We start from the raw sequence: 13,421 nt of genomic DNA, 5'->3' as shown, positions 1-13,421 counted from the left end.
GCCCATGCTCGACATCCCCGTTCCCGACCACCCCACCACCCTGGCCGACTGGCTGGCCCACGCTGAACGCCTGCACCCGGTCACCATCGACATGGGGCTGGACCGTGTCCAGCGAGTGGCCAGGCGCATGGGCCTGACGCTGGACTGCCCGGTGATCACGGTGGCCGGCACCAACGGCAAGGGCAGCACCTGCGCCATGCTCGAGGCGATCTACACCCAGTCGGGCTACCGCACCGGGGTCTACACCTCTCCGCACCTGGTGCACTTCGAGGAGCGGTGCCGAATCGCAGGGTCGCCGGTGGAGCAGGCCGAACTGCTGCCCGCCCTGGCCGAAGTGGAGGTGGCGCGCAAGGGGCAACCCGGCGACGATGGCACGGGCGAGATCAGCCTGAGCTACTTCGAGTTCACCACCCTGGCCATCCTGCGCACCCTGTCGCGCGCCGGGCTCGATGTGGCCATTCTGGAAGTCGGGCTGGGTGGGCGGCTGGACGCCGTGAACATCATCGATGCCGACTGCGCCGTCATCACCAGCATCGCGCTGGACCACATGGCCCTGCTGGGCAACGACCGCGAGGCCATCGGCTTCGAGAAGGCCGGCATCATGCGCACCGGCCGCGCCGTGGTGGTGAGCGATCCGGTGCCGCCGCAAAGCGTGCTCGACCGCGCGGTGGAGATCGGTGCAAACCTGTGGCGGCTGGGGAAGGACTTCCATTTCGCCGGCGACCAGCAGCAGTGGGGGTGGGCCATGCACCCGTCCCAAGGTGGGCGGCGCTACGCCGGCCTGGCCTACCCCGCCTTGCGCGGCGCCAACCAATTGGTGAACGCGTCGGGCGTGCTGGCGGCGGTGGAAGCGCTGCGCGCGCGACTCCCGGTGACGGCGCAGGCGGTGCGCAATGGTCTGGCCCTGGTGGAGCTGCCGGGGCGCTTCCAGATCGTGCCCGGCACCCCCACCTTGGTGCTGGATGTGGCGCACAACCCGCATTCTGTGGCCGCCCTGGCCGAGAACCTGGACGCCATGGGTTTCTACCCCGGCACGCATGCCGTGTTCGGGGCCATGGCCGACAAGGACCTGCCAGCCATGCTGGAACGCATCGCGCCGCTCATCGACCACTGGCACGTGACCGACCTGCCGTTGCCGCGCGCCAGCACCGCCCATGCGCTGGCCGAGATGCTGGATGCCCATCCGGCCACCGCGCCCGGCGGCAAAAGCCGGGTCGCGGGGCGCCACGCCAGCCCCATGGATGCCCTGCGCGCGGCGGTGTCTGCCGCAGACCCCGCTGATAGAATCGTCGTCTTCGGATCGTTCTACACCGTGGGTGGCGTTTTGCAGGACGGTGTGCCCCGAATGTCGGCGAAACACCTCTCCGCCTAGCCGCCTCCCACGCGCCGAGCGCTCTCCCTGCCGCGCCCCCCGCCAGGCCTTCCATGGCGCCACGGTCCCACCCCGAATGTTCAAATCCCGTTCAGGTTCCCAGGGCAACCCCTCGACACCGCCACCCCAGAGCATCGAGGCCGTGCGCCGGCGCGCCCGCCACCGCCTGATTGGTGCGAGCGTGCTGGTGCTGCTGGGCGTGGTGGGTTTCCCGTTGCTCTTCGACACCCAGCCGCGCCCGATTCCGGTGGATATTCCCATCGAGATTCCCGCCCGCGCGCTGCCGGCCGCGGCTCCCAAGCCGCCCGTGGCGGCCGGCGCGATGCCGCCGGCTGCTTCGGCGCCGGCGCCCCGTGCGCCTGCCGAGAGCGTCAACGCACGCGAGACGCTGAGCGCCAAAGAAGAAGTCGTGGAGGCCAGGCCCGCTGCGACCCCGATCCCCGCACCCGCGCCGGCTGCTCCGCCCGCCCCGGCACCGGCACCGGCAAAGCCGCCTGCCGATGCCGAGCGCGCGCGCGCTCTGCTCGAAGGCAAGCCAACCCCGCCAGCCGCTGCAGCCCCCGCGCCGGCAGCGGCGGCTTCCGAGCGCCTGGTGGTGCAGGTGGGGGCCTTTGCCGAGGAAGCCGGCGCGCGTGCCGTGCGACAGAAGCTGGAGGCATCGGGACTCAAGACCTACACCCAGGTGGCCCAGACGGCCGATGGTCGCCGCATCCGCGTGCGCCTGGGCCCGTATGAGAGCCGCGCCGAAGCCGAGAAGGTGGCCGCTCGCGTGAAGGCGCTGGGCGTGAGTGCCAGCGTTCTCACGCTGTGAGCGACGCGGGGCGCACGCCATGGTGACGACGGACTGGGTGCTGCTCGCGGTTTTGCTGCTGTCCGTGCTGCTGGGGCTCTGGCGCGGCTTGATGTACGAGGTGCTGTCTCTGGTGGGCTGGGTGCTGGCGTTCATATTGGCCCAGGCGTTGGCCGATGACGTGGCGGCCTGGCTGCCGATGGACGGTTTGTCCCCGGCCCTCAAGCTGGCGGTGGCCTTTGTGCTGGTTTTCGTCCTGGTGGCCTTTGCAGGTGGTCTGGTGGCCTGGCTGGTGCAGAAACTGGTGGCCTCGGTGGGCCTGCGGCCGGTCGATCGTGTTCTGGGCGGCGCCTTCGGGCTGGCGCGTGCATTCGTGATGCTGCTGGGTGTGGCCGTGGTGGTGAGCGTGACGCAGATGCAGCAAGCTGCCTGGTGGCGGGCATCGGCGGCGGCCGGCATGCTTTCCGCCACGCTGCTGGAGATCCGCCCCTTGTTACCCGAGCCGGTGGCCCGACATATCCGTTAGTTTTTCCAGAGGGTTCAAATCATGTGTGGAATCGTGGGCGTGGTGAACAAGACGCCGGTCAATCAGCTCATTTACGACGCCTTGCTGCTGCTGCAGCACCGCGGCCAGGATGCTGCCGGCATCGTGACACAGCAAGGGCGCAAGTTCTTCATGCACAAGGCCAAGGGCATGGTGCGCGACGTCTTTCGCACCCGCAACATGCGTGCGCTGCCCGGCCTCTGCGGCCTGGGGCAGGTGCGCTACCCCACCGCAGGCAACGCATTCAGCGAAGAAGAGGCCCAGCCCTTCTACGTGAACGCGCCATTCGGCCTGGTGCTCGTGCACAACGGCAATCTCACGAACGCCAAGGCGCTGGCGCAGGAACTGTTCCAGACCGATCACCGCCACGTCAACACCGAGAGCGATTCCGAGGTGCTGCTCAACGTGCTGGCGCACGAACTGGAAAAGGTCACGCGTGGCATCACGCTCAAGCCGGCGGACGTGTTCGCGGCGGTGCGCGGCGTGCATCAGCGCGTGAAGGGCTCGTATGCGGTGGTGGCGCTGGTGGCGGGCCACGGCCTGCTCGCCTTCCGTGATCCGCATGGCATTCGCCCACTGTGTGTGGGCCACAACGACCAGGGCGGCGTGATGGTCGCCAGCGAATCGGTGGCGCTCGAAGGCACGGGCTACGTGCTCGACCGCGACCTGCAGCCGGGCGAAGCGGTGTTCGTCGACCTCGAAGGCCAGATGCATTTCCAGCAATGCGCCGACAAGGTCAGCCACCACCCCTGCATCTTCGAATTCGTGTACCTCGCCCGGCCCGATTCCGTGCTCGACGGCATCTCGGTCTACCAGGCCCGTCTGAACCTGGGCATCACCCTGGCCAAGCGCGTGGTCTCCACCGTGCCGCCCAACGAGATCGACGTCGTCATTCCCATTCCCGAGTCGTCGCGCCCCAGCGCCATGGAGCTGGCCCAGCTCCTGGGCCTGCCGTACCGCGAAGGTTTCGTGAAAAACCGCTACGTGGGCCGCACCTTCATCATGCCCGGCCAAGGGGTGCGAAAGAAGTCGGTGCGCCAGAAGCTCAATGTCATCGGCAGCGAGTTCAAGGGCCGCAACGTGCTGCTGGTGGACGACTCCATCGTGCGCGGCACGACCAGCCGCGAGATCGTGCAGATGGCGCGCGATGCCGGGGCGCGCAAGGTGTATCTGGCCAGCGCCGCGCCACCGGTGCGCTATCCCAATGTCTACGGCATCGACATGCCCACGCCCGACGAACTGGTGGCCCACGGCCGCACGGTGGACGAGGTGCGAGAGAGCATCGGCTGCGACGCGCTGATCTACCAGGACGTGGATGCGATGAAGCAGGCCATCGGCTCGCTGAACCAGAAGCTCGACGGCTTTGACGCCTCGTGCTTCGACGGCGTCTATGTCACCGGCGACATCACGCCCGACGACATCGCCCGCCTGAATGCCGGGCGCGACCAGAGCGAAGAAGGCGAGGAAGACACATCACGCCTGGCCCTGCCCAACGCACAGGTGGCGTGATCCCCAGGAATCCTCCCCATGACGCAGAAGAAATCCGCTCCCGCCCTGCACCGCGACACGCTGGCCGTGCGCGAAGCCGTTGCGCGCAGCCAGTACGGCGAGAATTCCGAGGCCCTCTACCTCACCAGCGGCTACGTGCAGCCTTCCGCTGAATCCGCTGCGCGCCGGTTCGCTGGTGAAGAAGACGGGTTCACCTATGGCCGCTACGGCAATCCCACGGTGGCCAGCTTCGAGCAACGTCTCGCCGCGCTCGAAGGTGCCGAGGCGTGCATGTCCACCGCATCGGGCATGTCGGCCATCCTGATGATGTGCATGGGCCTGCTCAAGGCCGGCGACCACGTGGTGTGTTCGCAGTCCATGTTCGGCTCCACCATCAAACTCATCGGCACCGATCTCGCCAAGTTTGGCGTCGCATCCACCTTCGTGCCGCAGACCGATGTGGCCGCATGGCAAGCCGCCATGACGCCGAACACGAAGCTGTTGTTTGCCGAAACCCCCACCAACCCGCTTACCGAGGTGTGCGACATCCGCGCACTGGCCGACCTGGCGCACAACGCCGGTGCCTTGCTCTGCGTGGACAACTGCTTTGCGACCCCCGCGTTGCAACGCCCCCTGGCGCTGGGTGCTGACATCGTCATGCACTCGGGCACCAAGTACCTGGACGGCCAGGGCCGCGTGATGGCCGGTGCCCTGTGCGCCAGCCAGGAGATGGTCACCAAGACGTTTCTGCCGGTGCTCAAGAGCGCGGGCATGACGCTCGCCCCCTTCAACGCCTGGGTCGTGCTCAAGGGACTGGAGACGCTGGACATCCGCATGCGCGCTCAGTCGGCCAGCGCACTGGCGCTGGCGCGGTGGCTGGAGCAACACCCTGGCGTGGCTCGTGTGCACTACCCGGGCCTGGCCAGCCACCCGCAGCACGCCCTGGCCATGGCGCAACAGGCGGGCTGTGGCGGCGCCGTTCTGTCGTTCGAGGTGAAGGCAGCGAGCCCCGAGCAAGGTCGCGAGCGCGCTTTCCAGGTTCTCGACGCGCTGCAGGTGCTTTCGCTCTCGACCAACCTGGGCGACACCAAGTCCCTGCTCGCTCATCCGGCGAGCACGTCGCACGGTCGCCTCACCGAGGCCCAGCGCCAGGACGCCGGCGTGGTGCAAAGCCTCATTCGCGTGGCCGTGGGCCTCGAACATCTCGACGACATCCAGGCCGACATCGATCGTGGCCTTTCTTCCTTCTGACATGCCCACCACCCGCACCCGTTTCGCGCCTTCGCCCACCGGTTTCATTCACCTCGGCAACATCCGCTCGGCCCTCTATCCCTGGGCCTTTGCGCGCTCCACGGGCGGCGTCTTCATCCTTCGCATCGAAGACACCGACCTCGAACGCTCGTCGCAAGCGGCGGTGGACGTGATCATTGAAGGCATGAAGTGGCTGGGCCTGGACCACGACGAGGGGCCGTTCTACCAGATGCAGCGCATGGACCGCTACAAGGCCGTGCTCGCGGACATGGCGTCTGCCGGCCTGGTGTATCCCTGCTACATGAGCGTGGCCGAACTCGACGCCCTGCGGGAGAAGCAGATGGCCGCCAAGGAGAAACCGCGTTACGACGGCACCTGGCGACCCGAGACGGGCAAGTCATTGCCGCCGGTGCCCGAAGGCGTCAAGCCGGTTCTGCGCTTCAAGAACCCGCAGGGCGGCGTGGTGGCCTGGGACGACAAGGTCAAGGGGCGTATCGAGATCAGCAACGACGAACTCGACGACCTTGTGATCGCGCGGCCCGACGGCACGCCCACCTACAACTTCTGCGTCGTGGTCGACGACATCGACATGGCCATCACGCACGTGATCCGGGGTGATGACCATGTGAACAACACGCCGCGACAGATCAACATCTTCCGCGCGCTGGGCAAGGAGCCCCCGGTGTACGCCCACCTGCCGACCGTGCTCAATGAGCAGGGCGAGAAGATGAGCAAGCGCAACGGGGCCAAGCCCGTCACGCAGTACCGCGACGAAGGCTACCTTCCCGATGCCATGGTGAACTACCTGGCGCGCCTGGGCTGGAGCCACGGCGACGACGAGATCTTCAGCCGCGCCCAGTTCCTCGAATGGTTCAACCTCGACCATCTGGGCCGCAGCGCCGCGCAGTTTGACGATGCCAAATTGCGCTGGGTCAACGCGCAGCACCTCAAGACCATGCCCGACGAGGCGCTGGCGCCTCTGGTGTCGGCGCAGCTCGAGAAGCAGGGCGTCGTTGCCGATGCGCGCCTGCCTCGCATCTGCGCGCTCTTCAAGGACCGTTGTGACACCACCGTCGCGCTTGCGCAGTGGGCCAGGGCGTTCTATGCCGACGTGACGCCCAACGCCGAAGAGCACGCCCAGCACGTCACCGCGGCGGTGCGCCCGGTGCTCAACACGCTGGCCAGCAAGCTGGCCGATTGCGCCTGGGACAAGGCCGCGATATCTGCGGCCATCAAGGAGACGCTGGCCGCGCACGGCCTGAAGATGCCGCAGCTCGCGATGCCGGTGCGCGTGCTCGTGATGGGCACGGCACAGACGCCTTCGCTCGACGCTGTGCTGGAACTGCAGGATCGTGAGATCGTGCTCGCCCGATTGCAGGCCGCCTGAAAATATCGCCTATAATCTGAGGCTTGCTGAAATGCACCGGGTGGAGCGATCTGCCGGGGTCATGGAAGCAGCCCACGTGGGGGTATAGCTCAGCTGGGAGAGCGCTTGCATGGCATGCAAGAGGTCAGCGGTTCGATCCCGCTTACCTCCACCAAAGTTTTTCAGTGGCGAAGAAGAGCACCGGTCACCCGATGCTAGAATTCGCGGTTCGTTCAGTCCCAAGGTTTTGACCCTATCGTCTAGAGGCCTAGGACATCACCCTTTCACGGTGAGTACCGGGGTTCGAATCCCCGTAGGGTCGCCAAACAAGCCGCAAGGCAAGTAGGCAAACAAGTGGTTGGCACTTGGCTCGCAAGAGCGAACGCCATCTACCAGGAGTGGTAGTTCAGTTGGTTAGAATACCGGCCTGTCACGCCGGGGGTCGCGGGTTCGAGCCCCGTCCACTCCGCCAAAATGTCGTTGTAAATCAACAGCTTAGATAAAGCCCGGTGCGAAAGCAGCGGGCTTTTTTCTTGCCCGAACGGAAATCAGTGTCCCCGTTTTGTCCCGGGAAATACTTTGAAGGACTTTGAAGTACCTGGAGGATCGTCCCGGTTTTGTCCCCACTTTCAATGCAAGCAGAGTGGAAGCGTCGCTGTGAGAGCGCTTGATGTCAGGCTCTGTACCAGTACGTCGGGAGTGTACTTTCGGTGGCTGCCACCACCTGAGCCGATGCCATCGGCGCGTGTGGTATTCTGCGTGCAGTCATCCATCTGAATGTGGATAAATTGAACGTCCGTTTTCAACGGACTCGAGGCTTTGATCGTCGTGATGTCCCAAGCTGACCGTCCGACACAAGCCCTCCCACTCCATGCTCAATCGCGCACTCATGTGCGGCATCAACATTTCCCAATGTCGTGGAATGTCGATGAGTCGAACACTTCACGTGTCTCGATCGATCATCTGTCAGTCTCAACCCGTCAGCTCGTTGAAACTGGGCGCGTCCGCGCCGCCAGGAAGAGCCATGAGCACAGCGTTACTGATCCCCTACCTTGAGGGAGCCCGAACAATTGGTATTGCCAACCAGACAGCAAAAAACTGGCTTTCTGCCGGAAGGTTTCCAGTTGCGACCTTCCTGATCGGACGCCGAAGGATGGTTCGAGTTTCAGATCTCGAAGCCTTTGTCGCAGGCCTTGGCGAGCCACCTCGCGAGACCGTTTGTTCCAAGGTGGCACCACCTGCTGTCGAGCTCAAAAGAAGCAGGGGCAGACCTCGGAAGTCTGCAAACTCAAACGGGGTTTCTCGCTCTATTTGAGCAGCGGTTTGCGGTGACCGTGCACTAAGTACTCGGCGAGTCTCGGAGAATATGAAGTGAATACTGATGGCTGTCGTCCACCCTTGGAAGGTGAGAGGCAGCAGTGCAGCGGTTGCTGCCGTTCGAGTTTTCAACGTGAATGCCCTTGGCGTGCCGGATTGCGATCACTCCTATTCATGCATCGTGGTAATGCGCAGAGACAGGTTTCAGGCGCGCAGTTGACATTGCTAGAGAGTTGACAACAGCGTGCAGAGATCTGCAAGCTCGACGAGCAAGACTGCAGCAGCATCAAGCATGGTGCGATCAATCACCTGGGCGTGTCGCCAGCGTTGATGGCTTACCGCGAGCACAAGGCCATGCTGGGCAAGACTTAGGCCGGCGAGAAGTTCCCGGCGGTTGTGATGATGGGGGCTGGCTGGATGGTGGTCCCCGACATCAAACCAGGCAAGTGATGGTGAGTGGCTGACCCGCCCTGGGTCAGCCACTCAGTCGGGATCGCTGTTTGCAGGTGATCCCGTCCTTTTTGTCAGTTGGCGCAACAGCGCTGTGGCCAACCAGCCATCACTTTGATCCACCCGAAGCCTTGGCCACGTAGGCCGCCAGGGCGGCAATTTGCGCATCACTGAGTTTGCCGTTGTAGGACGGCATCTGCCCAATGCCGTTGCGCAGCGCGGTGGCCACGCGCTTGGCATCGGGCTTGAGCTCGTCCAGGCTGGGGCCCACGGCGCCTTCGGCTCCCGCGTCCTTGAGCGCATGGCACAGGGCGCAGGCAGGCACCGCGCCTTGGCCGAACAACACCTTGCCTTGTTGAAGTTGCGCGGCATCGTCGGCGGCGTGCACGGGCAGCACTGTGAATGCCAACGACCACAGGGCAGCGACCAACGCGTGTTTTTGGATTGTGCGCTTCATGCCACGCTCACTTTCACGGCGTGGTCGGCCCAGCTGGTGTTGTTGTAGCCGCCCGCGTTTTCCATGCGTTGTTCGGGCTGCACGTTGCCTGCGGTGTCGGTGGCTCGGCTCGCCAGGGTGAACTGGCCCGCCGGCAGGCGCGCCGCAAAAACAAACTGCCGCCACGCAAAGCGGCCGAGGTCGGGCCCCACCATGCGCGCGAGCTGCCAGGTTTTTCCGCCGTCCAGAGAAACCTCGACCTTGGCCACCGCGTTCATGCCGCCAAACGCCACGCCATGGATCTGTGTGTCACCCGCTTTAAGCGGGGCGCCGTCCGTGCCGGGACCGTTGATCCACGACTTCACCGTCATTTCCTGCACCGATGGCTGCGACGGGTCGCCCTTCGCGCCGGGCGGTGAAATGCGGTAGCCGTGCGACATGATGCGTGCGTCGGTCTCCTGAGCGGTGAAGGCCAGGCGTTTGACGTACTTGATGTTGTTCACGCCCGTGTAACCCGGCACGATCAAGCGCAGTGGGCCGCCGTGGGCCAGCGAAATCGGCACACCGTTCATTTCCCAGGCCAGCAGGGCATCGGCGAGTGCGGCAGCAGGCACCGAGCGTTCCACGATCACGCTCTTGGGGTCCAGTCCATCGGGGAGTTTTTCGCCGCCTGTGCCGGTGAGGTAGGCCATGCCGGCCTCCACGCCGCCCAGGGCATCCACCACCCAGCGCACCGGCACACCGCTCCACACCACACAGCCTGCTGCGCCCACTTGCCAAGGCGTTCCACTGGGCTTGTTGGGGAAGTAGCCGCGTCCGTTGCCAGAGCATTGCAACACCATCGCCGTGGTCTCGATGCCTATGCGCTTGAGGTCGCCCAGCGTGAGTTTGCGCGGGTTCTTCACCCCCTCGATGTTGATCTCCCAGGCATCGCGGTTGCCCAGGATCGAGGCGTCGGGCGCGGGCAGGTTGTTGCGGATGTAGAGCTGCTCGGACGGCGTGATTACGCTGGTGCCGAACACACTGCGCTTGGTCTCAATGGTGGTGCTGCTGTGCACGATCAGGCTGGCCGGGTCCTTCCAGCCCACGTACGCTGGCAGAGGCTTGGCAGCACCGGCCAAGGCGACGGGCGCGGTCTCACCAGCAGCGGCTGCGGTGCGGCCAAAGCTGGCCAGACCAACGGCAGCCAAAGCAGCGCCGCTGCCGGCCAGCAGGTGGCGCCGGGGGAGCGAGGTGGGTTGTTGGTTCATTTCTGGGGTCTCCGGTGGTTGGGCGTCGTGCGCCGGTTGGGGTGAAAGGGGTGAGCGGTTGATTCGTTGACAGGGACGCGGTGCCTCAGCCTGGCCCGGACACGGGAGGTGCCTGCAGTGCCGTCTGCGCGACCGCCAGTGCCTTCTTTTTCTGGGCCACCAGCAACAAGGGCTTGCCCTCGCGCGAGCGGATCACCTTCCAGTGCACGTTGCTCCACCAGCCGCTGGCCTCGCGCAGGTCCACAGACTGGTCAAAGGCATACACCGTCACCATGCCGCCCTTCTCGAAGAACGTGGTGAGGTGGTAAGCGAGGTGACCTTCGATATCGCATGGCCGCATGAGTTGGGGAAACCCGGGCACCACGTTGGCGTCCCGCATGCCCAGGTGCATGAGCAACTGGCGCTGCTCCATGAAACTGCCCCGCAAGCTGCGCTCGTGGTATTCGTGGTCGATCGCGTCGCGCACCATCGCTGGCGGTCGCACGGCGAGCACCCCGCCGCTGGTGCCACCGGCCAGCAAAAGCGCAGCCAGAAAACGCTGCAAGCCGCGTCGCGCCAGCAGCGGCTGCGGCTTTCGGTACAGGTGTGCCGGTGCGTCGCTGGCCTCGAAGGCGATCGCCAACTCGGCGCGCGCGCGCAAATCGAATTCGCTGTCGGGCAGGAAAGGCGCGTCGGTATCGGGGCTCATGTCTTGGTCCTGCGAAACGGGGTAACGTTGACATCGGCCTTGGGTGTCGCAGGTACCCCCATGGCCAGCTTCAAAGCGTCGCGCGCACGGGCTAGGCGCGACAACACCGTGCCGGGCGCGATCTCCAGCGCCTCGGCCATCTGGGCGGTGGGCATGTCGTCGAAATAAAACAGCACCAGCACCTCGCGGTGGATGGGCGCCAGGCGCGCGAGCGCCTTGACGACATCGAGTTTGTCGTCCAGCCCCGCGTCGGGCGCCGCTTGCTCGGGCTGCTCTTCATCGTCCAGCGACTGCATGCTGGGTGCGGCCTGGCGAAAGGCGGCGCGGCGCATGATCTGAAAGAGCCAAGCCCGTGCCAGCGCAGCGTCGCGCAGTTGCTCCCGGTGCTTCCAGGCGTTGGCAAAACAGTCTTGCACCACGTCTTCGGCAATGGCGCGCGAACCAGTGAGCGCCCACGCACTGCGCAGCAAAAAACGGTAGTGCTCACGCACCCATTGGTTATAGCGGGACTCGGCAGACTGGAACAGCATGGTGATCAAGAGCGCTGCATGGCTTGGTTCATTCCGTGGCGCTCATTGGTACTTTCCCTAGGGCTGTCGATCAAGGCCCCCGCGTCCCACCCAGCGACGGAAATTCCGCTTCCGCACCTTTGGCTGTGCGCTGCTGCAGGGTGTGCAGTCGGCGTTGCATGCTCTGGATCTCCACCGTCTGCCCGGCAATGATTTCCTCGGCCAACTGCCGGGTGACAGGATCGCGCCCATGCTGCAACACCAGCCGCGCCATGTCCACAGCGCCGGCGTGGTGCGGAATCATCATCGCCAGAAAGTCCTGGTCGGCCTGGCCTGCGTAGCCCGGGCTGTGCATGGCCTGCATCATGCGGGCCATCGATTCGTCCATATCCCGCTGGAATGCGCTGGTGTGCGCGGCGCTGGCGCCGTGGCTGGTGTGCGCGCCGCTCATGCCGTCTGGCCCTTCTCGCCCACACGCACGTAGACGAGGTTGATGCTCTTTTTGTTGCGCAGCGCGCCAGAGGGCAGCGTCAGATTGCCCAGGGGGATCTGCGCAATGAAGGTCGGGCGCAGCGGGTCGCTCACATCAAATGCACTGCACACGGTCTGGCCCGCGTTGGGCGTGCCGGGCAGCTCGTCCTGTTCGTGGGCCACATACAGCAGCGTGTTCTCGGGGTTGGTCCACAACCCGTGCGACTCGCGGCCACGGCTGGAGAAGGTGCCCACCACCTTGCGCTGTCCGCCCGGAGCGCTGCGGTCGATGATGGCGATCGGGCTCGACGCCACGCCGCCGGGGCCACCATCGTCGATGCGCGCCAGGCTGGCATAGACCACGCTGCCGCGCGCATTGCGCACGAACTCAACGTGGTTGGGCCGAGCGCCCATGCCGAGTGGCACGGTGTCGATCAGGTCGAAGCCACCCTGCGTCGAGCGGCAAGACACCGCATCAGCCAGCTTGTGCGAGAACCACACCTCGGCACCGTCGGGTGTGGTCTTCATGAAGGGCGTGAAGCCGGGTTTGTCCTGTGCGCTGATGTCCAGCGTGGTCAGCCGCTGCGGTTGGCTGTGGCCATCCGCGCCGGGGTTGACGCGGAACACGTCGATCTTCGACACCTTCTGGCTGGCCACAAAGGCCAACGTACCCTCACGGTTGAACCACACCTGCGCCGGGCCGCTCAGTGTGGGCAGGTATTGGCGAACCGCGCTGGAGCCCGGGCTGTCGGCCCCCTTGAGCTGGCGAACGGCACGATCGACGCCGACGATGGCAATACGGTCTTCACCGCGCAGCGTGACCCACAGCTCGCGGCCGTTGCGCGTGAAAGTGGGCTCGTGCGGTTCGCGGCCCAGCAGCAGGCCACTACTCAGGCGCTCGGGGTTGGTGGTGGGCCCAGACGCAGGGTTGGGTGTGTTGCCGATCACGCGGCGCTGCTCGGCGTCGATCAGATAAATGTTGCTGGAGCCGCGCCCGCTGGTGGCCAGCAGCCGGCCGTCGGGCGACGGCACCGCGCCGTGGGCGTCGATGCAGCCGTGGTACAGCGGCTTGTGGATCATCGCCGCGTGTGTCGGCGCCACGCCGGCGGTGACGTAGCGAAATGGAGGCCGCGGGTCTTCGTCGAAGCTGGTCAGGTTGATCGTGCTCTCGACGGTGTTCGTCTTCGGATCGATGACGACCAGCGTGTTGGAGTCTTCATTGGTGATGAAGACGCGGTCGCGCGGGTCGATGCCGGTGGCTGCGGCTCCCGCTGAAGCGCCGGACGGGGCCTGGGCATGTGCTGCGGGCAGCGCGCTGGCTGCCGCGGCGGCCAGGGTGTACTTGAGAATGTCGCGGCGTTGGGTGGTCATGTGTGCTTTCTGAGTTGGTGTGGAGAGTGATCGCTTGGGTCGTGGGCCGGGAGCCGCCGATGAACCACTGCCCAGCGCTTGCTTCAGGTCAAGAGCGCGGCTCGGGCCGTTTCATTCC

The 13,421-nt window shown here is 65.4% G+C and carries 12 protein-coding genes and 3 tRNA genes; 9 read left to right on the top strand and 6 right to left on the bottom strand.

The window, feature by feature from the left end:
- The first annotated feature begins 4 nt into the window (after positions 1 to 4).
- The 9 genes from folC to ACTIEY_RS02015 all read left to right on the top strand — a co-directional run bounded on the left by folC (position 5) and on the right by ACTIEY_RS02015 (position 7,283).
- On the top strand, positions 5 to 1,372 hold the full coding sequence (folC, locus tag ACTIEY_RS02055) for a bifunctional tetrahydrofolate synthase/dihydrofolate synthase (protein WP_439517435.1): 1,368 nt from the start codon (positions 5 to 7) through the stop codon (positions 1,370 to 1,372).
- Between the two features lie 76 nt (positions 1,373 to 1,448).
- On the top strand, positions 1,449 to 2,183 hold the full coding sequence (locus tag ACTIEY_RS02050) for an SPOR domain-containing protein (protein WP_439517434.1): 735 nt from the start codon (positions 1,449 to 1,451) through the stop codon (positions 2,181 to 2,183).
- 19 nt (positions 2,184 to 2,202) lie between these two features.
- Positions 2,203 to 2,688: a CvpA family protein gene (locus ACTIEY_RS02045; protein ID WP_439517433.1), complete on the top strand. Its 486-nt coding sequence runs from the start codon at positions 2,203 to 2,205 to the stop codon at positions 2,686 to 2,688.
- A 21-nt stretch (positions 2,689 to 2,709) separates the two neighbouring features.
- Positions 2,710 to 4,215 (top strand): amidophosphoribosyltransferase, encoded by a 1,506-nt coding sequence (gene purF, locus ACTIEY_RS02040; RefSeq protein WP_439517432.1) that lies wholly within the window; start codon positions 2,710 to 2,712, stop codon positions 4,213 to 4,215.
- Between the two features lie 18 nt (positions 4,216 to 4,233).
- Positions 4,234 to 5,445 (top strand): O-succinylhomoserine sulfhydrylase, encoded by a 1,212-nt coding sequence (locus ACTIEY_RS02035; RefSeq protein WP_439517431.1) that lies wholly within the window; start codon positions 4,234 to 4,236, stop codon positions 5,443 to 5,445.
- Position 5,446: 1 nt separating this feature from the next.
- Positions 5,447 to 6,832 carry a glutamate--tRNA ligase gene (gene gltX, locus ACTIEY_RS02030; protein ID WP_439517430.1) on the top strand — a complete coding sequence of 462 codons (1,386 nt, stop codon included), beginning with the start codon at positions 5,447 to 5,449 and terminating at the stop codon, positions 6,830 to 6,832.
- Between the two features lie 78 nt (positions 6,833 to 6,910).
- Positions 6,911 to 6,986: transfer RNA gene (locus ACTIEY_RS02025), tRNA-Ala, on the top strand.
- Positions 6,987 to 7,060: 74 nt separating this feature from the next.
- Positions 7,061 to 7,136: transfer RNA gene (locus tag ACTIEY_RS02020), tRNA-Glu, on the top strand.
- Between the two features lie 70 nt (positions 7,137 to 7,206).
- A tRNA-Asp gene (locus ACTIEY_RS02015) sits at positions 7,207 to 7,283 on the top strand.
- A 1,404-nt stretch (positions 7,284 to 8,687) separates the two neighbouring features.
- On the opposite strand, the gene sorU is transcribed toward ACTIEY_RS02015, so the two are convergent.
- From sorU to ACTIEY_RS01985, 6 genes are all read right to left on the bottom strand, one after another.
- Positions 8,688 to 9,035 (bottom strand): SorU family sulfite dehydrogenase c-type cytochrome subunit, encoded by a 348-nt coding sequence (gene sorU, locus ACTIEY_RS02010; protein WP_008904214.1) that lies wholly within the window; start codon positions 9,033 to 9,035, stop codon positions 8,688 to 8,690.
- On the bottom strand, positions 9,032 to 10,264 hold the full coding sequence (gene sorT / locus ACTIEY_RS02005) for a SorT family sulfite dehydrogenase catalytic subunit (protein ID WP_041484972.1): 1,233 nt from the start codon (positions 10,262 to 10,264) through the stop codon (positions 9,032 to 9,034). Before sorT ends, sorU begins: the two co-directional genes overlap by 4 nt.
- An 85-nt stretch (positions 10,265 to 10,349) precedes the next feature.
- Positions 10,350 to 10,952 carry a hypothetical protein gene (locus ACTIEY_RS02000; protein WP_066787015.1) on the bottom strand — a complete coding sequence of 201 codons (603 nt, stop codon included), beginning with the start codon at positions 10,950 to 10,952 and terminating at the stop codon, positions 10,350 to 10,352.
- Positions 10,949 to 11,482 (bottom strand): RNA polymerase sigma factor, encoded by a 534-nt coding sequence (locus ACTIEY_RS01995; RefSeq protein ID WP_050813810.1) that lies wholly within the window; start codon positions 11,480 to 11,482, stop codon positions 10,949 to 10,951. The genes ACTIEY_RS02000 and ACTIEY_RS01995 overlap by 4 nt, the downstream gene beginning before the upstream one ends.
- Positions 11,483 to 11,552: 70 nt before the next feature.
- Entirely contained in the window at positions 11,553 to 11,912 is a 360-nt protein-coding gene (locus ACTIEY_RS01990) for a DUF305 domain-containing protein (protein ID WP_008904210.1), read from the bottom strand.
- A complete protein-coding gene (locus ACTIEY_RS01985; RefSeq protein WP_062405660.1) occupies positions 11,909 to 13,303 on the bottom strand; it encodes a YncE family protein in 1,395 nt (464 codons plus the stop codon). Before ACTIEY_RS01985 ends, ACTIEY_RS01990 begins: the two co-directional genes overlap by 4 nt.
- Positions 13,304 to 13,421 lie beyond the last annotated feature (118 nt).

This window comes from Hydrogenophaga sp., from assembly GCF_051858985.1.
Taxonomy (GTDB): Bacteria; Pseudomonadota; Gammaproteobacteria; order Burkholderiales; family Burkholderiaceae_C; genus Hydrogenophaga.
Note: the sequence above shows the minus strand (reverse complement) of the source record. Positions and strands in the feature narration are given on the sequence as shown.